21 protein-coding genes are annotated in these 21,779 nt (G+C 37.3%); 15 read left to right on the top strand and 6 right to left on the bottom strand.

All coding sequences use genetic code 11. The annotated features are described in order from the left end of the window. Positions 1 to 118: 118 nt before the first annotated feature. Complete coding sequence (locus CBG49_RS13065; RefSeq protein ID WP_088594815.1) at positions 119 to 2,665, bottom strand: DUF2339 domain-containing protein; 2,547 nt, start codon at positions 2,663 to 2,665, stop codon at positions 119 to 121. A gap of 169 nt (positions 2,666 to 2,834) precedes the next feature. Between CBG49_RS13065 and CBG49_RS13060 the strand changes: the two genes are divergently transcribed. The 4 genes from CBG49_RS13060 to CBG49_RS13045 all read left to right on the top strand — a co-directional run bounded on the left by CBG49_RS13060 (position 2,835) and on the right by CBG49_RS13045 (position 6,439). Continuing rightward, a complete protein-coding gene (locus CBG49_RS13060; protein WP_088594814.1) occupies positions 2,835 to 4,253 on the top strand; it encodes an L-serine ammonia-lyase in 1,419 nt (472 codons plus the stop codon). Positions 4,254 to 4,301: 48 nt separating this feature from the next. Next, positions 4,302 to 5,120 (top strand): dihydropteroate synthase, encoded by an 819-nt coding sequence (gene folP / locus CBG49_RS13055; protein ID WP_088594813.1) that lies wholly within the window; start codon positions 4,302 to 4,304, stop codon positions 5,118 to 5,120. Beyond that, on the top strand, positions 5,117 to 5,893 hold the full coding sequence (locus CBG49_RS13050) for a diadenylate cyclase (RefSeq protein ID WP_088594812.1): 777 nt from the start codon (positions 5,117 to 5,119) through the stop codon (positions 5,891 to 5,893). The genes folP and CBG49_RS13050 overlap by 4 nt, the downstream gene beginning before the upstream one ends. A 66-nt stretch (positions 5,894 to 5,959) precedes the next feature. Beyond that, on the top strand, positions 5,960 to 6,439 hold the full coding sequence (locus tag CBG49_RS13045) for a hypothetical protein (protein ID WP_002680657.1): 480 nt from the start codon (positions 5,960 to 5,962) through the stop codon (positions 6,437 to 6,439). Between the two features lie 35 nt (positions 6,440 to 6,474). Here the strand turns inward: CBG49_RS13045 and CBG49_RS13040 are convergent, their stop codons facing one another. Then, a complete protein-coding gene (locus tag CBG49_RS13040; RefSeq protein WP_088594811.1) occupies positions 6,475 to 7,086 on the bottom strand; it encodes a fumarylacetoacetate hydrolase family protein in 612 nt (203 codons plus the stop codon). Positions 7,087 to 7,215: 129 nt separating this feature from the next. On the opposite strand from CBG49_RS13040, the gene CBG49_RS13035 reads away from it, so the two are divergent. From CBG49_RS13035 to rocD, 7 genes are all read left to right on the top strand, one after another. Next, complete coding sequence (locus tag CBG49_RS13035; RefSeq protein ID WP_088594810.1) at positions 7,216 to 8,169, top strand: phosphoribosylaminoimidazolesuccinocarboxamide synthase; 954 nt, start codon at positions 7,216 to 7,218, stop codon at positions 8,167 to 8,169. A 145-nt stretch (positions 8,170 to 8,314) separates the two neighbouring features. Next, positions 8,315 to 9,442 carry a 2-amino-4-hydroxy-6-hydroxymethyldihydropteridine diphosphokinase gene (gene folK / locus CBG49_RS13030; RefSeq protein ID WP_088594809.1) on the top strand — a complete coding sequence of 376 codons (1,128 nt, stop codon included), beginning with the start codon at positions 8,315 to 8,317 and terminating at the stop codon, positions 9,440 to 9,442. A gap of 3 nt (positions 9,443 to 9,445) precedes the next feature. Next, on the top strand, positions 9,446 to 10,324 hold the full coding sequence (locus tag CBG49_RS13025) for a hypothetical protein (RefSeq protein WP_088594808.1): 879 nt from the start codon (positions 9,446 to 9,448) through the stop codon (positions 10,322 to 10,324). Between the two features lie 92 nt (positions 10,325 to 10,416). Continuing rightward, the gene (locus CBG49_RS13020; RefSeq protein WP_088594807.1) at positions 10,417 to 11,658 is read left to right on the top strand and encodes a sulfate adenylyltransferase subunit 1; all 1,242 of its coding nucleotides are present in this window, start codon (positions 10,417 to 10,419) and stop codon (positions 11,656 to 11,658) included. Positions 11,659 to 11,774: 116 nt separating this feature from the next. After that, positions 11,775 to 12,185 (top strand): hypothetical protein, encoded by a 411-nt coding sequence (locus CBG49_RS13015; protein ID WP_088594806.1) that lies wholly within the window; start codon positions 11,775 to 11,777, stop codon positions 12,183 to 12,185. A gap of 308 nt (positions 12,186 to 12,493) precedes the next feature. Then, positions 12,494 to 12,907 (top strand): hypothetical protein, encoded by a 414-nt coding sequence (locus CBG49_RS13010; RefSeq protein WP_088594805.1) that lies wholly within the window; start codon positions 12,494 to 12,496, stop codon positions 12,905 to 12,907. Between the two features lie 120 nt (positions 12,908 to 13,027). Next, the gene (gene rocD / locus CBG49_RS13005) at positions 13,028 to 14,272 is read left to right on the top strand and encodes an ornithine--oxo-acid transaminase (RefSeq protein WP_088594804.1); all 1,245 of its coding nucleotides are present in this window, start codon (positions 13,028 to 13,030) and stop codon (positions 14,270 to 14,272) included. Between the two features lie 81 nt (positions 14,273 to 14,353). On the opposite strand, the gene CBG49_RS13000 is transcribed toward rocD, so the two are convergent. After that, positions 14,354 to 14,788: a hypothetical protein gene (locus tag CBG49_RS13000; protein WP_088594803.1), complete on the bottom strand. Its 435-nt coding sequence runs from the start codon at positions 14,786 to 14,788 to the stop codon at positions 14,354 to 14,356. Between the two features lie 149 nt (positions 14,789 to 14,937). Here CBG49_RS13000 and CBG49_RS12995 point away from each other — a divergent pair, with 149 nt between their 5' ends. The 4 genes from CBG49_RS12995 (at position 14,938) to CBG49_RS12980 (ending at position 17,060) form a co-directional block, all read left to right on the top strand. Further along, positions 14,938 to 15,747, top strand: a complete 810-nt coding sequence (locus CBG49_RS12995; protein WP_088594802.1) for an enoyl-ACP reductase FabI — start codon at positions 14,938 to 14,940, stop codon at positions 15,745 to 15,747. Beyond that, complete coding sequence (gene yidD, locus CBG49_RS12990) at positions 15,747 to 15,956, top strand: membrane protein insertion efficiency factor YidD (RefSeq protein ID WP_002680684.1); 210 nt, start codon at positions 15,747 to 15,749, stop codon at positions 15,954 to 15,956. The genes CBG49_RS12995 and yidD overlap by 1 nt, the downstream gene beginning before the upstream one ends. 101 nt (positions 15,957 to 16,057) lie before the next feature. After that, the gene (locus CBG49_RS12985; RefSeq protein ID WP_088594801.1) at positions 16,058 to 16,636 is read left to right on the top strand and encodes a hypothetical protein; all 579 of its coding nucleotides are present in this window, start codon (positions 16,058 to 16,060) and stop codon (positions 16,634 to 16,636) included. After that, positions 16,605 to 17,060 (top strand): SMI1/KNR4 family protein, encoded by a 456-nt coding sequence (locus CBG49_RS12980; protein WP_088594800.1) that lies wholly within the window; start codon positions 16,605 to 16,607, stop codon positions 17,058 to 17,060. The genes CBG49_RS12985 and CBG49_RS12980 overlap by 32 nt, the downstream gene beginning before the upstream one ends. 163 nt (positions 17,061 to 17,223) lie before the next feature. Here the strand turns inward: CBG49_RS12980 and CBG49_RS12975 are convergent, their stop codons facing one another. The 3 genes from CBG49_RS12975 to metE form a co-directional block, all read right to left on the bottom strand. Further along, complete coding sequence (locus tag CBG49_RS12975; RefSeq protein ID WP_088594799.1) at positions 17,224 to 17,604, bottom strand: type II toxin-antitoxin system HicB family antitoxin; 381 nt, start codon at positions 17,602 to 17,604, stop codon at positions 17,224 to 17,226. Positions 17,605 to 18,054: 450 nt separating this feature from the next. Then, the gene (locus CBG49_RS12970) at positions 18,055 to 18,936 is read right to left on the bottom strand and encodes a hypothetical protein (RefSeq protein WP_088594798.1); all 882 of its coding nucleotides are present in this window, start codon (positions 18,934 to 18,936) and stop codon (positions 18,055 to 18,057) included. Between the two features lie 511 nt (positions 18,937 to 19,447). Beyond that, positions 19,448 to 21,748: a 5-methyltetrahydropteroyltriglutamate--homocysteine S-methyltransferase gene (metE, locus tag CBG49_RS12965; protein ID WP_088594797.1), complete on the bottom strand. Its 2,301-nt coding sequence runs from the start codon at positions 21,746 to 21,748 to the stop codon at positions 19,448 to 19,450. Positions 21,749 to 21,779: the final 31 nt, after the last annotated feature.

The following is a 21,779-nucleotide window of genomic DNA, read 5'->3' as shown; positions in this document are numbered from 1 at the left end:
TATATTGGTTATTATCGCACAAAAGTACAAAGTTTCTTAATATGAAAAGCTTTTTCTTTCTTAAACTTTTCATAAAATTTTAATATGTTTAAAAGTTACTTTTTTACACTTTTGAATATCAATTCGTTACATTGTTATCTGTAGTGTTGTTGTTCTCAGCTTTATCTGATTCTTCAATCTTGTTTGTGTACTTGTTGTAAAAGAATGACGCTACAAGCACTAAGAAACCGAGAATTACAAATACAATAGTCTTTCGCAAAGCATCTAAATGGGTGGTGTCGTACAAGAATAATTTTAACATACTGAAACCGATAAGTACAATACCCGAAATACGCAAATATTTCTTTTGTTTGAAAATACCCAAGACTACTAAAAGCAGTGCATAAGAACCCCACAAGATGGTAAGTCCTAATTTGTAGTTAGAAGCCGAACGATAAAGTTCTGTCCAATGCAATAGCTCGCTGCTGGCAACCCATAAGATAATAAGGTGTAGAACAAACTCTAAACTTTTTTGTATTTCTTCTTTCAAAGTGAGAAAACGACTCAATAAGTAGGCTGTATAACAGAATACGGCAAAAACTGCAATCCCTACATATCTAACATTCAAAAACCAAAGTGATAACTGTGGATTGGCGAGGTAGCTTTCTCTCAATTCACTAAAAGTGTATAAACCTAAGGTCATAAAAATGAATGAGAGCACTATGCTGATGCCAAATTGTATTTCACCCAATGTTTTAGACTTGAAAACTCTTACATTCAGCAAGGTATAAACAGCAACAAATAGCAAACTATACACTGTTCTCCATACAGTTTTAAAGTTATTCAAGGTTTCCCAAGCAGCATAGTTGTCGGTAAGATTAGGTGTTTGCTGGAGGGCTCTCACATCACATAGAATGTCTATTTCTCTAAAAAATATAAAGTAGAGCGACCCTACACACAAAATGTTCAACACAAAGGTAAGTAGTTTGTAAATCTCTTTATTAACGAGCTCTGTTAAACGGTGTGTATATGCCATAAAACCAAAAGCAGCACTATATAACAATGCGTTGATGAACAATGCGTTACCAAAAGGAGTTAAATAGATGAATTTATCTGGGTTTACAATGTACAAAATATTAGGAGCTTTTACCCAATCGATTATCAAACTAAAGCTCGCCAATACCATTACAGTGTATGAAATTCGCTCGTATACCAGCAAGTTTTTGCGACGGCCAAACCAGAAGAGCAAAGCTGCTTCGGCACTCCAGAACACTGTAATCCAAGTGCCCTTAAACTGGATAGGTATCACTAAAGTAGCAAAAGATAGTGCCAATACTAATATCAAGTATTTTAGAGCTTGTGAAGGGAATTTTTTTACGTGGAAATAGTAGGCTACCCCAAAGTGTAATAAGGCATTTGCTAAAGTGAACATAGCCATAATAGTACGGTTTTCCATAGTGTAATAGTCGTAAATATACCACACTCCCATACCGAAGAACAGCAAACTATTGGAGAGAAATAACACTACATCTATTTCCTTCAACTCTTTTTCCTGATGTATTTTCTGGAAGATAAAAGCTATATAAAAAGTGAGAAAAGTAACTAAATTGAAGATGAAATAAGGTGTGAAATCGTTGTATTTATAAGCGTTACCCCACAGTGATAACAGCATTAGCCAAGTGAAAGCAAAAGCCGATAAATAGAGTGAACGCCACTGTTTGTAGAACGAAATAATGAGTACTCCTATATTGATGATAGCTGTGTAAGCAAACAAAATAGATACACGCCCTGAGTTATCGCTCAGTAAGAATGGTACAGCATAACTGCCTACTAAGCCTATGAGAGCAATCACTACTTTGTTGTAATTCAGCGAAGCAGCTACCGTAAAGGCAGTAAAGAGGAACATCAGCACAAAGGTAAGCGACTGCGGGAAGAAATTAAATACCGAATAGCCTATAAAGGTAACGAAGTAGAAAATCGTCATTGCTCCGCTTACGAGTACTGCACTGAAGTTTTCGTATTTCTTTTTGAGCATCGCTCCTGCTGCAAAGAGTCCTACACCCACTAAGTAGCTCAATACCAATCGCATTGCGGGGCTAATCAAATCGTGTTCTATAGAGTATTTTACTCCTATGAACACCCCAATAATGATGATACCTATTCCTATTTTGCTGAATAAGTTTTCACCGATAAAGCGTTCCCAATTGATAGCTTCTTTAGGTTTGAACCAATCGTCTACCTGTTTTTCAAAATCAGGTTTTCTGCTATGGTAAGATTGTTTTTCTTCCACTGCAGGCTGAGGTGCAATAGCAGTTTCTTCACTGCTTGCTTCTTCTATTATTTGAGGGGTAATAATAGGGGGTTCTGTAACTTCTTCTATAACTTTTTCCACTGTTTCTTCAGGAGTTTTTTCTACAATATTTTCCATTGCTGCAGGTGTGAGTTTTTCTTCTACTATTGTAGGTGTAAGTTTTTCTTCCTCAACTACCTCAGGTACAACAGGAGCTATAGTTGTCTCTACAATTGGAGGAGCTACAATCTCTTCTACAGGGCTTTCCTGCATTGTAGCTTTTAGCTCCCAAAGGTAGTTTTTGATACCTTTCATCTCTCTGATGAAATCGTATTGCCTATCTACAGCCCCATCTACCTTGTATATTAAGGAGTCTAATTCTTTATTGGTAATCATGTTCTTTTGAGAATTTTCGTTTGAAAGCACAAAGATATAAAACAAATAATAATAAACAAATAAAAAAATTAAAAAAATATTCTACATCAATTCTTTACCCGAATAAAATTTTGCTAAATTCCAAATTTCTCTTTACTTTTGCAATCTTAAAACTCTTATAGTAAATTAAATGGAACGAATAAGCGTATTTGATATGCTCAAAATAGGGGTAGGACCTTCCAGCTCTCACACTTTAGGACCTTGGCGTGCTGCCGAGGCTTTCCTCAAGGAATTGAGAGAAAAGCATCTATTGTCCAAAACAACGAAAGTACACATTGATTTGTACGGTTCTCTTTCCCTTACTGGCAAGGGGCACGCTACCGATTTGGCAGTAATGCTCGGGCTTAGTGGCGCCGACCCTGAGTATGTGCCTATTGAGAGTTTAGACGTAATTATTACGGCTATTACAAATAATCAAAAACTTTGCTTGGGTAACGAACAGATTATCAACTTCAACCCTAAAGAAAATATCGTTTTTAACAAAAATTTCTTGCCTTTTCACGCAAACGGACTCACTTTTACTGCTGAAGGTGACGACTTTAGCTATGCTTCTACTTTCTACTCGGTAGGGGGCGGCTTTATAGTAAAAGAAGGTGAACAAGCAATAACTAAAGATGATAACCGACGCAATTTTCCTTTCCCTATCGATAAAGCTGAAGAACTGATAAACTATTGTCGCCAAGAGAGAAAGAAAATATCCGAAATAGTTTATGAAAACGAAAAATCCTTGCGCACCGAGGAGCAAATACACAGCGAATTGATGCGTATATGGCATACAATGTTGGAATGCACTTATATAGGTTGCCATACCGAGGGGGTACTACCTGGCGGCTTGCACGTGCGTCGTCGCGCTTATGATATCCACAAGAACCTCATCGGGGTAGTTACTTATGATAGTCCTGAAAATTGGCTGAACTCTATCAAGAAAACGAATATCAAGTTCCGCGAAATCCTCAAATGGGTGAGTTGTTTTTCACTGGCTGTCAATGAAGTGAATGCTTCGTTAGGGCGTGTGGTTACCGCACCTACTAATGGGAGTGCAGGGGTGATTCCAGCGGTGTTACTCTACTACGTAACTATTGAAAATCAACAGGCTACCGAAGAGCACATTCATCAATTTCTTTTGGTGGCAGGCGAGATAGGCAGTCTCTTTAAAAAAGGGGCAACTATTTCGGCGGCTATGGGTGGTTGTCAAGCCGAGATAGGGGTGTCATCAGCAATGGCGGCAGGTGCGCTCTGTGAACTCTTAGGTGGTTCTCCTGAGCAGGTGCTCATCGCTGCCGAAATAGCAATGGAACACCACTTGGGGCTTACTTGCGACCCTATTGGCGGATTGGTGCAAATCCCTTGTATTGAGCGCAATGCTATGGGGGCAATCAAAGCAATTAACGCTGCCGAATTGGCTATCGAAACCGACCCTAAGAATGCGAAAGTTCCTTTGGATAAGGTGATAAATACAATGTGGCAAACTGCCAAAGATATGAATTCTAAATATAAAGAAACCTCCGAAGGTGGTTTAGCCGTCGCCGTAAATATGGCTGACTGCTAACCCCCTGAAACCTGAACCCTGAAACCTAACACCTGACACCTAATATTTATGACCATCAATTGTAAAGGAGAATTGCTCTCTATGGATACCCCCAGAGTGATGGGAATCCTCAATCATACCCCCGACTCTTTCTACGAAGGTAGTCGTGTAACCGAAAAAACGCTCTTGCAACGCGCAGAAACAATGCTCGCTCACGGCGCAGATTTTATTGATGTGGGTGGTTATAGCACCCGCCCCAATGCACCCGAAGTCTCACAAACCGAAGAACTCAGTAGGGTAGTGCCCGTAGTGCGCTCTTTGGTACAACATTTTCCTGAGGTACGTATCTCGGTAGACACTTTTCGCAGTGAAGTAGCACGCCAATCGCTCTTAGAAGGAGCTTGTATTATTAATGATATTTCTGCCGGACTCTTAGATGAGCAGATGTTGCCCGTTGTTGCACAATTTCAGGTACCTTATATTGCGATGCACCTCGTAGGTACACCCCAAACAATGCAACAACATACTGATTATAAGGATATCATTAGTGATATGCGCTATTATTTCTCCGAGCGCAAAGCTAAAGCCTTAGAAGCAGGAATTAATGATTTTATAGTAGATGTAGGCTTTGGATTCTCTAAAACCTTAGACCAGAATTACGAAGTATTGAAGCACTTAGAACTATTTCAGTGTTTGGGTTGTCCGCTATTGGTAGGTTTTTCCCGCAAGTCGATGTTGTACAAACTGTTAAAAACCGACCCCGCTAATGCTCTGAATGCTACTACGGTAGTCAATACTATTGCCTTGATGAAAGGGGCACACATCTTGCGGGTACACGATGTAAAAGAAGCTAAAGAATGTGTAACACTCTTTGAAAAAATACAATGAAACTATTTGATATTTTAGACTTTACAGTTGTCGATGCGATTGATATACTGCTATTTGCATCTCTTTTGTACTACCTCTACCGATTGATTCGGGGTACGGTAGCTATCAATATTTTTATGGGGATTGTGATTATCTACCTGATATGGAAAATTACTGAAGCCCTGCAAATGCAGTTGCTCAGTAGTATATTAGGTCAGTTTATCGGGGTAGGAGTCTTTGCATTAATAGTTGTGTTCCAGCAGGAAATACGTCGATTTTTGCTCACATTGGGCTCTACTAATATCACAGCGCGCAACAAGTTACAACGCGTATTTCATTTTTTCAAAGAAAAGGAAATTGTACTCAATATCGAAAGTTTGGTAAATGTATGCTTGAAATTAGGAACTACCAATACAGGAGCGCTTATTGTTTTGGAACACAATATGCCCCTTGATTTTGTGACTGAAACGGGAGATAAGGTGAATATAGAATTTTCTGAGCCTATTATCGAAAGTATTTTTTATAAAAACAGTCCGCTACACGATGGAGCTATAGTGATAAAAGACGACCATATTGTAGCAACAAGAGTGATATTGCCAGTGGCAAGTGAAATCAATTTGCCTAAACGCTACGGTTTGCGCCACCGCGCCGCTATTTCCATTACCGAGAAAACCGATGCTACAGCTTTAGTAGTTTCTGAAGAAACAGGGCATATCTCTTACTTCAAGAATGGAGCTTTTGTAAAATTCAAAGACCCCGATGAACTCATCAAAACTATACAAGCTGATTTTTAAAATCGCTTTTGTATCACACACATTGTCAAAGTCCTTGGACTTTGACAATGTCTAAAACTGTATGATATGAAGTCTTTATTTTTAATACTTTTTTTTAGCTTATACAACCTCTGTTTTAGCCAACTTTCCACAGCAATGCAATGGGAAAAACTTTATAGGGGATCTATCGACAGTGTGATAGTAGTGAGTAGCAGTGGCTATACTAAAGAAACCTCGCCTAATATAGAAGGATTTCCTGAAGAACAAATTGTTGAGACAATTAAAAAAATCCACTATAACAAAGGAGTTAAATTGTTAAACGCTTTACAACAAAAGAAATCGTTTAACGAAGCCTATCCTTTGGTTAATGATGTATGTGATACTTTCTATTTTTATAGAAATGGACAGCAAAAAATGACCCTCATTTTTATATTCTCTACTAAAGCAGTTACTATTTACAGAGGCGATGACCTTATTTTTGCAGGTTCAGCCACACCTTTCCTACAAAAGAAAATAGGAAAAACTCTTGGCTATAATTTCAGGAAGATAGAGAGACTAAATAGGTAAAATTACACTCGGGGGATAATTCTCAAATTTGCTAATCATCTAATTTTCAAGCTAAAACTCTTCTCTTCTCCTAAAAATCCCTCTAATAAATCACCTGCTACTGCTTTCCTTGCACCTTTGGGCGCTCCTGTAAAGATAAGGTCGCCTTTGCGAAGGGTAAAGTACTGTGATACTTCAGCAATGATAGTGTCAAAGCCTCTAAGCATTTGTTTCGTATTGCCCTCTTGTACAGTAGAGCCGTTTTTATCTAAGTGAAACTCAATAGGGGAGGAGTTGCTAAACATTTCTTTAGATACAAATTTTCCTACGATAGCCGAGCCGTCAAAAGCCTTTGCTTGCTCCCAAGACAGCCCTTTTTGGCTCAATTCAGTTTGTAGATCGCAAGCCGTAAAATCAATACCCACAGCAATCTCGTTGTAATATTTATGCGCAAACTTCTCCGAAATACACTTCCCATTTTGGTTGATTTTCAGCACTAATTCTATTTCGTAATACAAATCTTGTGTAAAATCAGGAATGTAATAAGGAATCTCGAGGTTGTGGATGGCTGTGTCAGGTTTCATAAACACTACTATAGGTTGACGTGGTGTTTGATTGTTTTCTTCAATAGTCTCGCGGTAATTTCTTCCTATACAAATGATTTTCATAGTCTTTACTTTTTTACGTATAAAAATGATATTGCAAAAGTACTATTTTTTCATAATTCGTAACTCGTAATTCGTAATTATTTTATACCTTTGCCCCGAAAAAAGAGATTTTAAAAACTTTTTACGAAGATGAGTACCATAACAAAAACAAACTTTAAATTCCCTAAACAAAAGTCTGTTTACAGAGGGAAAGTACGTGATGTGTATCAATTAAAAGATGATACCCTCATTATGATTGCCACCGATCGTATTTCAGCTTTCGATGCTATTCTACCCAAAGGCATCCCTTATAAAGGTCAGATACTAAACCAAATAGCTGTAAAATTCTTGCAACAAACTGAAGATATCGTGCCTAATTGGCTTATAGCCTCTCCCGACCCTAACGTCTCTATAGGGCAAATGTGCGAACCTCTAAAAGTAGAAATGGTGATTCGTGGTTACCTCGCAGGGCACGCGGCACGCCTCTACAAAAACGGAGTGCGCAAGCTCTCAGGAGTGCCTTTACCAGAAGGATTGCGTGAGTTTGATATGTTCCCTCAACACCCCATCATCACCCCTGCTACTAAGGCAGAACAAGGTTTGCACGATGAAGATATCTCTCGTGAAGAAATCATTCGCCGCGGAATTGTAAATGAAGACGACTACCGTTTGATGGAAAAATATACTTATGCCCTCTTTGCTCGTGGTACTGAAATCGCTTCCAAACACGGTTTGATTTTGGTAGATACCAAATATGAGTTCGGAAAAACTCGCGATGGTGAAATTGTGCTTATCGATGAAATTCACACCCCCGATTCTTCCCGTTATTTCTATAAAGAAGGCTATGATGAACGCCAAGAAAACGGTGAACCTCAAGTTCAACTCTCTAAAGAATTTGTGCGCCAATGGCTTATTTCACAAGGCTTCCAAGGCGAAAAAGGACAAAAAATACCAGCGATGAGTGATGAATATGTACAATCCGTTTCAGAACGTTATATCGAACTCTATGAAAATATTATGGGTGAAAAATTCCTCCCTGCCGATACTACCGATATAGAAAACCGCATCTACGACAATATATTACGATTTTTACAAAACCAATAATCAAAGAATCAATAAAAATAGCATTCTTGCTTCTACTTTGCCAAAGTTTCTAATTGTCCATTGTGGCTTGCACCTTTGGCAAAGTTAGTCTCAAATTGTGTCAAAACACTGAGACTCTTGTTAATTATTAATTGTCAATTGTCAATTGAACCACGACGTCTACATATCATTAGGGAGTAACTTAGGAAACCGCAAAGCCTACCTACAGCAAGCCATTGAAGGCATCGCTATGCGAGTAGGTACCATTGTGGATATAGCTCCTATCTACGAAACACCCTCTTGGGGATTTTCTGGTGAGGCTTTCCTCAACACTTGTTTGCTCTGCCGCACCTTCCTCTCTCCTGAGCAGGTGCTAATGCAACTCTTGCAAATAGAACACGAACTGGGGCGCGAACGTATGCCTCACTCTAAAGGCTACCAATCCCGTACAATTGACCTCGATATACTTTTCTATGACGATGAAGTGATTCATACCGATAGACTTACCATACCGCATCCTCTCTTGCAACACCGTAAGTTTGTGCTTAAGCCTTTAGCTAATATCGATGACCTCAAAGTACACCCCGTACTTAAAAAAACAGTTGCCCAACTACTCCGAACTACCGATGATACCTCACCCGTGCAACGCTTGTCCGATCAACTGTCATTTCCCGCACAAAAGTCGCCGTTTTTGAATTATAAGTACATCGCTATTGAAGGTAATATAGGCTCTGGTAAAACTACTTTGGCAACTAAAATCGCCGAAGACTTCAATGCTAAACTGATTTTAGAACAGTTTTCCGATAATCCTTTCTTGCCTAAATTCTACGAAAATCCTAAACAATATGGTTTTACACTCGAAATGTCGTTCCTTACCGAACGATACCAACAAATGCGTGAACAATTAGCACAAACCGACTTGTTTAAAGAGTTCGTCGTTTCCGATTACGATATTTTCAAATCCCTTATTTTCTCTAAGGTAACCCTTACTGATGATGAATTTGTGTTGTACCGCAAACTTTTCTATATTCTCTATAGCCAAATCATCAAACCCGATTTGTACGTATTTCTTTATCAAAATACCGACCGCCTTATTGAGAATATCAAAAAACGCGGCAGAGAGTACGAACAGAACATCTCCCCTGATTATCTAAAAAAAATACATTATGGCTATTTAGATTTTATACAGAAAAATGCTGCTATCAATTCTCTTATCATCGATGTAACCGATCTTGATTTTGTGCAACACTACACTCACTACGAGTATATTATAGAAAAAATTCGAGAAAACTAAACTATGAAATGTACACTTTTGCTTTTAGTATTTTCTACAATTGTCCTCAACCATTGTAATAGTCAATCACCTGCCTCTACCGCTGTTAAAGAGCCTGAAGTAATAACTATTCCTTTCAGCGATGATATTTCTCTACAATGGGATGTCGCTTCTCAACAACTGCTTCAAAACACTAATTATCAACGCTATCAAGAAGATAGTAAGGCTATCACTCTATTGCTTAATAGTATTACTGATACTACAAATCTTAAAGTAATGGTCTGTTCCAAAGAAAAACCATTGCGCAAAGGTGATGTAGCTTTTCTTTATTTGCAGAAAACACTAAATATTCCTTTGTTTCAATGTTTTTATATCCAATTTGATGTATTTGAGAAAAAATGTACTTATCCTTCAAACTTACTGAATTATGTAGAAGAATATCGGACAGAAGTACAACAAAAGCTGCGTACATACCTTGGAAAATCCTTGTCTAATCCAAAAATTGGCGTACAAGCAACACTAAACTACACCGATACAAATCGAGATTATGCTGAGGCAGTTATTGTAAATTACTCAGGTAAACCCATTGAAATCAATACTTATTATGTGTTTCACTTTGGTTTACAATATGAAGATGAGAATGGCGAAGTTAAAGATATACAAGGTTGTCTACCTCCGTCTATACCTCCAGCAAATTTAGATGATTGCAAAATAACTTTGCAGAAAGGTGAGAAATACAACCTTGTCTATTACATAATTGATAAAATGATCAATTGCCAAGACATAATAGACTTTGATAAACCAGTTGTAAAAATCCGTGCTTCTATACGTTACAAGTATCCAAATGATAAGAAATATAATGTAGCTTATACCAATTGGATAACTTATGAAAAACGCCCTTAATATTTTCTTCTTAACAAATTATTTTCGCTATTCATAACTCGTATTTCGTAATTATTTGTATCTTTGCCAAAAATTGATTTTATAGATTACAAATGAATATATTACGATTTATCACTGCAGGTAGTGTAGACGACGGTAAAAGTACCCTCATCGGTCGTTTGTTATACGATAGCAAAAGCATTTTAGCCGACCAGCTTGAGGCGCTTGAACAACAATCTAAAAATAAGAACGATGATGGTATAGACCTCGCAATCCTCACCGATGGTCTTCGTGCAGAACGTGAACAAGGTATTACTATCGATGTGGCTTATCGCTATTTTGCAACCCCTAAACGCAAGTTTATCATCGCCGATGCCCCTGGTCATACACAGTACACCCGCAATATGATTACTGGTGCCTCTAATTCCGAGCTCATTATCATTTTAGTAGATGCTCGTAATGGCGTAACCGAACAAACTCGTCGCCATTCCATCATTGCCTCTCTGCTCAATATTCCAGAGGTAGTAGTAGCTGTAAACAAAATGGATTTGGTAGGCTATAGTGAAGAGGTATTCAAAAATATCCAACAAGAATACGAAGGTATAGCCAAGCGTTTAGGTTTGAAAAGTGTACACTATTTCCCAATTTCTGCTTTTGTAGGTGATAACATTGTGAATACCACTAATGCAATGCCTTGGTACAAAGGAAATTCATTATTAGACTTCTTAGAAACTATAGAAATCAACAAAGATAATTACGATCAACCTCGTTTTCAGGTACAGTATGTAATACGTCCTCAAACCGAAGCCTTACACGACTATCGCGGTTACGCAGGACAAATCATATCAGGTGTCTATCACAAAGGCGATGCTATAGTGGTACTCCCTGAAGATATCAACACTAAAATCAGCAAGATAGAGCACAATGGCGAAGATGTGGCTGAAGCCAAAGCAGGTGACCCTGTAGTGTTACATATCGAAGATGATATCGATATTTCTCGTGGCGACTATTTTGCCAAACAAGGAGCTGAACCTCAGCAAGGTCAGGATATAGAAGCCCTTGTGTGCTGGATGGATAAACGTGAATTGCGCGAGGGTAATAAGTACTTGTTACAACAACGCAGTAGGATCGTAAAAGCCGTTGTAAAGGAAATTGAATACAAAATTGATGTCAATACCCTTGACCAAACTGAAGGAGTAGAAAGTGTAAAACTCAACGAAATAGCAAAAATCCGACTCAAAACAGCTGCCCCTTTAGTATATGATGCATTCCAAAGCAATCCTCCGATGGGTAGCGCCATCCTCATTGATGAGACTAGCAATGCTACCGTAGGAGCTGTGATGATTGAGCATTGATAATTTTTTCAATAGTTCCTCAATAGATATAGGAATGTTAAATAACGTTAAAAAAGAAAAGGGTATATGTATTATGTTTATATTTGCACTTGAATAACATATAAAAAATAAAGCGTATGACAGGTACAGAATTACAAGAAATGGTCGACAAGCTATGCTTAGATATGAAAGCCAATTTGTCAGGATTTATCTTTTGTGGAATCCTTAGATGTGCTGATGCAACTATTATAGGATCATCAGTAGCCAATACAGGAATTTCAGAAATTGCAAAAGAAGTTGCACCCTTTTTCTCAACTATTGTAGAACAAGTGAAAAAAGTAGTTGCTTCAAGTGAATCCTTAGGAGTTAAAGAAACTCACAGTATTCTTATTGAAACTGATAAGATTACTAATGTTATTGGAGTTTCAAATTCAGGGAAATTTTTTATCCTCTTAGCCTTAGATAGAGCCAAAGCTAATATAGCAATAGCGAGAGCTTTGATTGAAAAAAGTAGACCTATCGCAGTGATATTAGACGAACAACTTTAGAAAAATAGCTAATAGTATTTTTCAGCACAAATTTAGAAACTCTAAATTTGTGCTTTTTTTGTATAGAAATCTGCAATCGCTGGGTGGGTATGTATAAGGTAGGTTTGTTTATTTGTAATTTATTTTTGCTTGACTATAAAACTATTCAACATAAAATGTTTTTTATAAAAGTTTGATTTTGAGTAAGATAATTAGATTGTTTTAACACAGTGTAAAAGAAGTCTAAAAAATATGTTAAAAAAGCTTGGAGGTTATCAAAATAATATATAGCTTTGCGCCATAAAAACCAAACACTATATATATTTTTTATGACAGGAACAGAATTACAACGATTACTCGATGCTCACTGTTTAGATATGAAAGCCAATATGCCTGGTTTTCTATTTTATGGAATCCTTAGCTGTAAGGATGGAACTATTTTATCTAAAGCTTCAGCTAATGAAGAATCTTCAAGAATTGTAGAACAAGGTTCTGCCTTTCACTTAACAATTGTAGATCAAGTGAAAAAAGTAATAAACACTAACAAAACTATAGAAGATTTAGCGTTAGATTACATTCTCATTGAGGCTAATAAAATAACCTATATGCTAATGATTTCAGCTTTAGGGAAGTTTTTCTCGATTACTGCCTTAGATAGACCAAAATCTAATGTAGGTATTTCAAGAGCTTTACTATATAAATGTAAAGCAGAATTTGGAACAATGTTAGACGACTTCTTTTAGAAACGAGCACTAAAGTAAAAAACTTTATAACACAAATTTGAAATATCCCAAATTTGTGTTTTTTTTGTTTTTACGAAAATATGTCGTATATTTGTCGTCTGAAAATAAAACGAAAGATATATGACATTACCAAAATTAACCTCAGAACAAGCAGTGGCACTCGAAAACCAGTATGGTGCCCATAATTATCACCCACTACCCGTCGTACTCTGCAAAGGACAAGGCGTGTATGTGTGGGACGTAGAAGGCAAACGCTACTACGATTTTCTCTCTTCTTATTCTGCTGTAAACCAAGGGCATTGTCACCCACGCATCATCAAAGCACTTACTGAGCAAGCTCAAACCCTTACCCTTACTTCTCGCGCTTTCTACAACGATAAGCTCGGAGTGTACGAAAAGTACATCACCGAGTATTTTGGCTTCGAGAAAGTTCTACCAATGAACACAGGTGCTGAAGCTGTAGAAACAGCCATTAAAATATGTCGCAAATGGGCGTATGAACAAAAAGGAGTACCCGAAAGCGCCGCAATCATCATTGTGTGTCATCAAAACTTCCACGGGCGCACCACTACAGTAGTTTCTTTCTCATCCGATAAAAATGCACGTAAAAATTTCGGCCCCTATACACCTGGTTTTGTTTCTGTTCCTTACAACGATTTGGCAGCTTTAGAAAAAGTGCTCGCCGATAATAAGGCTACAGTAGCAGGCTTTTTAGTAGAACCTATACAGGGTGAAGCAGGCGTATATGTCCCCTCCGATGGCTACTTGAGTGGAGCTAAAGCTCTATGCGAAAAGTATAACGCCCTCTTTATCGCCGATGAGGTACAAACAGGAGTAGCGCGTACTGGGAAGCGTTTGGCAGTAGATCACGAAAATGTAAAACCCGATATATTGGTATTAGGCAAAGCCCTTAGCGGGGGGGTATATCCTGTGAGTGCTGTTCTTGCCGATGACCGTATAATGCACGTAATCAAAGCAGGGCAACACGGTAGTACCTTTGGCGGTAACCCTTTGGCTGCTGCTGTAGCAATTGAAGCCTTACAAGTAGTAAAAGATGAGCATCTGGCTGAAAATGCCGCTCGATTGGGTGAAATTTTCCGCAAAGAAATAGGCAATTATATCAAAACCTCAAAAGTAGCTACCTTAGTACGTGGTAAAGGACTCTTAAATGCTGTGGTTATCAACGATACCGAAGAGAGCAATACAGCGTGGAATATCTGCTTAAAGATGCGCGATAATGGCTTGCTCGCCAAACCTACACACGGTAATATCATTAGGTTTGCCCCACCATTGGTGATGAATGAAACCGAATTGAAAGAATGTATTGCTATCATTACAGAGGCATTAAAACATTACGAACCATAAAAGTATAATAAAAAAGTCTGAAAAATTGCTATTCTTATAACGCATTTTTTCAGACTTTCTTTTGTTGATATAGAGAGAATACTAAAAAAAATCATCTAACATTGTCCCAAACTCAGCTTTACATTTGTAGAGTAAGGCTCTCGAAATACCCATATTCGCCTTAGCTCTATCTAAAGCAGTAATAGAAAAGAATTTACCAAGAGCAGAAATCATCAGCATAAAAGTGATTTTACTCGTTTCAATAAGAATGTAATCAAGTTCTAAATTACCTAATTCTTTATTGCTTTCAACTACCATTTTTACTTGATTGATAATAGTGAGGTGAAAAGCAGAACCCTGTTCAATAATTCTCGAAGCTTCAGCATTAGCCGAGGCTCTACTTAGAATGTAACCATCAGCACAGCTTAAAATTCCATAAAATAGGAACCCTGGCATATTAGCTTTCATATCTTGACAATGAGCATCAAGCATCAATTGTAGCTGAGAAGCTGTTAGTTTTTCATTTGTACTTGTCATAATTTGGTTTTTTTAAGTTTTTGTAGAACAAAAGTAGAAAATAAAAATTAATAATCCTAATTTTTTAGATAGAAATTTTTTTTCTTAAAAAATATTTTTTTGTACATTTGCACCACAGAAACAAATTTTACTTTATAAAAGAAAGAATTATGTACAATTTATTAAAAGGAAAAAAAGGCATCATCTTTGGTGCTTTAGATGAAAATTCTATTGCTTGGAAAACAGCAGAACGCGTACACGAAGAAGGCGGTAAGTTCGTGCTTACCAATGCTCCCGTGGCAATGCGTATGGGACAAATAAAAAATTTAGCCGAAAAAACTGGCTCTGAAATCATTCCTGCCGACGCTACCAATATGGACGACCTCCAAAACTTGGTGACTAAAGCAATGGAAATTTTAGGAGGCAAGTTGGATTTTGTATTGCACTCCATCGGTATGTCGGTGAATGTGCGCAAAAATATTCCTTATACCGAGTCTAACTATATGAATACCGAGAAAGGTTGGGACGTTTCAGCACTTTCTTTTCACAAAGTATGTCAAGTGCTTTACAAGAATGATGCAATGAACGAGTGGGGTAGCATCGTTGCCCTTACTTATATGGCAGCTCAACGCACTTTCCCCGATTACAACGATATGGCTGATAATAAAGCTTACTTAGAGTCTATTGCGCGTAGCTTTGGCTATTTCTTTGGTAAAGATAAAAAAGTGCGCGTAAACACCATTTCACAATCGCCTACTGCCACCACTGCAGGACAAGGTGTAAAAGGCTTTGATGGTTTTATTGCTTACGCCGATGCAATGTCGCCACTGGGTAATGCCACCGCTCAAGATTGTGCCGATTATACGGTATCTCTCTTCTCCGACCTTACTCGCAAAGTAACGATGCAAAATCTCTTCCACGACGGAGGTTTCTCTAATACAGGTGTAAGCCAAGAAGTAATTGAACGATTTGCTAAGTAATGAAATACCTTTTCATTTATTTAGTACGCTTTTATCAGGTAGCTATTTCACCTCTGAAACCGCCTACTTGTAGGTATACCCCCACCTGCTCCCAATACACTTTGGAAGCCCTACAAAAATATGGTTTCTTTAAAGGAGGTTGGTTAGCTATCAAGCGTATATGTAGTTGCCACCCTTGGGGAGGTAGTGGCTACGACCCTGTACCTTAACAAAAAAGCAAAGTGAAATTGAATCTTCACTTTGCTTTTTTTGTAACTGATTATTTTATACTTTTGTACTTGTAATTAGCATCATTAAATATATAAACTTTATGAGAACCATTGCTTTTATTGTATTATCCTTACTGTTGTTTTCGTGTAAAACAGCACAGCACCCTAAAATGACTACACCCTTAGACGAAGCTGCTATAAAAACACTCAATGAGGGAACGTACTATGTGTATTCAGAACCTATAGAAAAGCAAACACCTTTGTTCTTTCCATTACTACCTAAAGAATATCAAGAAAAAGCACAATCTTCAAGTAAATTCAAATTGCAAGTAAAAGCCGATTCGCTTTACGTGAGTTACCAAAAAGTAAAGGATAGTACAACCACCGTTACGATGAGGGCTGGCTTCAAAGGCAAACAGAAAAAGAACTTTTGGCAGCGTTATAATAGGTTTAGAATCTATCCGTTTATACCTATTTATTTAGGAGTGGATATTGATAGAATACGCATAGCTCCTGATAAAGACGGTAATTTATTAGTAGAAGTGTATAGAGACCTACAAGGCGCTGTGTTTTTAATACAATTTTTCAACACCTATTACGATACTTTCGTATTTAAAAGAGAAGAACAAACTCAAAAACCTATCTCTAATGAATTATCTAAAGAAACTACAACAGAGTGATGAATTTGAATACTGTGAAGGTGCTACTGCCGAAGAAATTCAAATTGTAGAAACATCTTTAGGGGTATTACTCCCTAAAGCGTATGTAAAGTTCTTGAGCGAATGTGGCTCTTGTAACTTTGGGGATACTTATATCAATGGAGTTTACAAAGAAGATGGAATATTATCATATCCAATAATAGAACTCACAAAACAGTTGAGAGAAGAACTCAACCTCCCCGATGATTTTATCGTGCTCAATTACGAAATTGACGAGTATCTTATTCTGTACAAAGTCTCAAAAACAGATCGCCTCAACGATTCAAAAGTATATGGTGCTGAAATACATTGTAATAAAGACGGTAATTTTGAAATGAACAAACCTACACTTCTATTCAATTCTTTTGATGAATATTTTGAGGATTTCTTAGAATTAGCAGATTAATTACTATGTAAAAATAAACCTTTAAAATGTTGTAAAATCACTTATTTCTACAAAAATGTAAAAATAAGCTATTGCTGCTATGTTTATTTTTACTATTTTTCTTTCCAAAATAATGAAATATTTTATAAAAAAGAGCAAAGCGACTTAACGCTTTGCTCTTTTTCTATAATTGTATACTAAGTAATTCTGCACCGAGTTTATGCAATCCGTCTTGTATTTTTTGACGTTGAGCTGTACGAGGTTTTTTTAGCCCCACAGCGTATTGGTGTATCAATTTCTGATTGATACCTGTGAGTCGTTCAAAGGCGGGGTTGCTTATTATCCCTTTAAAATATTGTAACAGACTTTCAGTGTCATATTTATAGGTAAATTGGTAATTGTTATAAGGAAAATTACCGAGTTCTTTTTGCAGAGCAATAGCCTCAAAGATACCGTTTTTAGCCTCTTGAACAGTTTCACCTCCTGCACTTATACCTTCTACATTTTCAGCATAAGCCCAATAAAAATCGTTACTGCGTTCTATAATGATAGTAATGTTTTTCATATTGTATAATGTTTTAAGCCTTACAAAGGTATATATTTATATACTCATATCCAAATTTTTGATGAAAATATTTTATAAAAAAGAGCAAAGCGACTTAACGCTTTGCTCTTTTTGTACCTTAAATAATGTAAGTTTGGTATAAGTAATTGTTTAAAAATCAGCGAAATATTCTAAGTCTTCCACGAATTTTACGAATTTTCACCTGACAGTGAATTATTTTAATGTGAGTTCGATATAAGAAATATCTATTTAATTATTTACTAATCAAATAGATAAACAAGTTTGCTGTTTTTGGCAAGCTGGCGCTGCTGGATTTACACGGATTATGACGCAAATATAATTTATTCTGTTATATAAATAATGTGAGCTACAAGCTATTTAAGTAGGCATGAGCTACAAGAAATGCGTCAGTGAGGGGATTTTTTTATAATTTTACTATTAGATGATTTATTACTTCCAATCTATTACGAGGTCTGAAAGTTCAAGACTCGCAAACTCACTAGACCAACTATCAGCTGGTCCAAATCCTACTCTTGCTGCTGCAAATTTCAATCCTTTAACACTTGGAAGTATCTGTTTAAATACTATATAGGACTTTACAGGTACTTCTGTAGGAATTGTATTACAGCTAAAATCACCACTTTTTGCATTACCTACAGCAACTGCTTTAGAATAGTACTCATTACCTTCATAATCAAAAGCATTTATTCTGCTATTGTCAAGACATACCTTTTGATGTACTAATTTATGAGAAATCAAGAGATTTACAGTTACGGTTTGAGCTTTTTTATCACCTACTACCGAAAGAATTTTTACGTCAATATTAGGTGAAAAGCTTTTTACCTTCCCATTGCCATCACCTTGACCACTAGTTGCATTTGCAAAGATTTTATCAGCAGTAGTTTGAAAGTCTTGGGCTTGTGATTTGATTTCACCATTTTGTAAAGCCTTATCAAAGAAAGCTCTTATCTCTTTCTTATCATCTAATTTTAGAACTACCAACTTATTATTGTCTATACCATTGGCAAAATGTTTAATTGTAGCCTTATTACCTAAAGCTGAAAGTTGCTCTTTAGTAGCATTGTCAGAGCTCTTCTCTTCGATAGTACCTCCTGTGAACATAGAAATATAGTCACCAGTGGTTATAATATCATTGATAAAGATATTTTCGTACTGAGTACCTCTTGCAGGTACTCCAAAAACTAATGTTTCACCTTTTTTATAGGTGTGGTTATCTACAGCAGTATACTCTTTTCTGGAGTTTTTAGCTTGAGCTACTGCAAAACTGAGATTTAGTACTAAAAGTGCTACTAAAATGATGCTTCTTTTCATTTGTTTGTTAATTTTTTGGATTACTATACCTACTCTGTTCAGGCTTTTCGGTTGCCGCCTTTATCGTGTAGGTTTCGTTACATTTAGACAATAAAAAAACGTGGAAACATTCCTTATTGCTCAATTTCTGAAGCCCGACCAAAGGCTGATGTAAATAAGCAAAAGGAATGCCCACGTAACCGCAGGCATTTCCACTTTTACTTTCCTATTTACATCTAAAAAAATTGGTCGTTTTCAGAAATTAGGAAACTGTAAAGCGAAACGCTATATGTTATTTTATAATATGTTTTAAAAACTATACAAGTTAATACTTCTTATAATAGTTATTTTGGTTTGATGAGGCAAATGTACAAAAAAATATTATTCCTGCAAAATAAAAGAGTACTTTTGACAAAAATATTGTGTTATCAACTTTGCCAAAGCTTGAAACTTTGGCAAAGTATGTGAAACAACAAAAAAGCAATATGCAAGAAAATGCACATTGCTTTTTTTATTTATTACTTCTTATATCTTATTTGTAAAGATTGCGAAGTTCTTTGGCGGTATCAACCATTGCGTGGAGAGCTGCTTTGGTTTCTGGCCAGTGACGCGTTTTGAGTCCGCAGTCGGGGTTTACCCAAAGTTGCTCTTTTGGCACTACCGAAATGGCTTTCTTCATCAAGTTAGTCATTTCTTCTTGTGAAGGTACACGTGGTGAGTGAATATCGTATACCCCAGGTCCTATTTCGTTAGGATATTTGAAGTCGCCAAATACATCGAGGAGTTCCATTTGTGAACGTGAGCACTCTATGGTAATCACATCGGCGTCCATATCGGCGATAGCTTCAATCATATCGTTGAACTCAGAATAGCACATATGGGTGTGGATTTGAGTTTCGTCTTTCACACCTGAGGCAGAAATGCGGAACGCTTTGATTGCCCAATCGAAATAGGCTTTCCATTCGCTCTTACGCAATGGCAATCCTTCACGGATAGCTGGTTCATCAATTTGAATAACTTTGATGCCTGCTTTTTCGAGGTCTACTACTTCATCGCGGATTGCTAAAGCTATTTGCAAACAAGTTTCAGAACGCGGTTGGTCATCGCGTACAAACGACCATTGCAAGATAGTTACAGGTCCTGTAAGCATACCTTTTACGGGCAATTTGGTAAGCGATTGTGCGTATTTGCTCCAGCGTACAGTCATTGGTTCAGGGCGTGAAATATCACCAAAGATAATCGGTGGTTTTACGCAACGTGAACCATAACTTTGTACCCAACCGAATTTGGTAAAGGTGTAACCTTTGAGCAATTCGCCAAAGTATTCCACCATATCGTTACGCTCAAACTCGCCGTGTACGAGTACATCGATATTGGTATCTTCTTGAAAACGGATAGACTCTTCAATTTCTTTTTCTAATAGCTTGTCGTATTCGGCTTGAGTGAGTTCTCCTTTTTTGAAACGAGCGCGCCAGCTGCGTACCTCGTCGGTTTGAGGGAATGACCCAATAGTAGTTGTAGGGAAAAGAGGTAAGTTCAACGCTTTGTGTTGTGCTACTTTACGCTCGTTGAACGGACTGTGACGCACATCGTCTTTGGCTGTGATATTGTTCACGCGCTCTTTCACTTTGTTGTCGTGGATAAGCGGTGAAGTTTTACGTGTTTCAGCTGCTTTTTTGTTTTCTTCAAAAACGGCTTTTACCTCAGGAGTTATGTGACCTGTAGCAAGGGCTTGCAAAGTAGTTACTTCTTTTACTTTTTGTTTAGCAAAAGCCAACCATTGTTTGATTTCAGGGGTAAGCACTTTCTCGTTTTTTTCGAGTTCGAGGTTGCAAGGAGAGTGCAATAATGAGCAAGAAGTAGCTATCAATAGGCGGTCGGCACCGATAGCTTCTTTAGCTTTCTCAATCAATGCTAATGAATGTTCGAAGTTATTTTTCCAAATATTACGTCCGTCTACTACTCCAAGCGATAGTTTTTTATCGGCAGGAAGTGCTTTGAGCACTTTGTCAAGCTGAGCCGCTGCACGCACTAAGTCGATGTGCAATACATTGAAAGGCAATGAAATAGCTAATTCGGTATTGTTATCCAATGCTCCAAAATAGGTAGTGAGGATAAATTCGGTAGTAGGGAATTTGCTTCTTAGTTCGGTATATACATTTTTGTATACATCGGCAGCGCCTTCAGTAAGGTCGAGAACTAAGTAAGGCTCATCTATTTGAATAGTTTTAGCCCCTGCATCTACTAAACTTTGTACGATTTGTACATACACAGGCAACAGACGCTCAGCCAAGTCTAAACGGTGGAAACCTTGTTCTTTTTCTTTACCGAGAAGCAAGTAAGTTACCAATCCGATAAGTACTGGTTTAGTGTCGAAACCGTGTTTTTTAGCCAAGTTGTACTCTTGCAAAGGTTTGTTTACAAGAATTTTGAAAGATTGGTCTTTAGTAAATTCGGGTACGATATAGTGGTAATTGGTATCAAACCATTTGGTCATTTCCATAGCGGTAATATCGATACCATTTTTTTGATAGCCACGTGCTAAAGCGTAATAACGCTCTAAGTTGCTCAACTGATGGATAGGAGCAAAACGCTCAGGAATAGCGCTTACTGTGAACGAAAAGTCAAGCATTTGGTCATAGAGAGAAAAGTCGTTAGAAGGAATCAAATCTACTCCTGCTTCTCTTTGTAGTGTCCAGTTGTGAACACGAATATTTTCAGCTACTGCTAAGAGTTCTTCTTCTGATATTTTACCAGCCCAGAATGACTCATTAGCTTTTTTAAGTTCTCGTTTTTCACCGATACGAGGATAACCTAATACGTTTGATTTCATATAAAATTCTTATTTAAAGTGCAAAACTACA

This window comes from Capnocytophaga endodontalis, from assembly GCF_002209445.1.
In the GTDB taxonomy this organism is placed as follows: Bacteria; Bacteroidota; Bacteroidia; order Flavobacteriales; family Flavobacteriaceae; genus Capnocytophaga; species Capnocytophaga periodontitidis.
The sequence above is the reverse complement of the archived record's forward strand: the minus strand, read 5'-3'. Positions and strand labels throughout refer to the sequence as shown.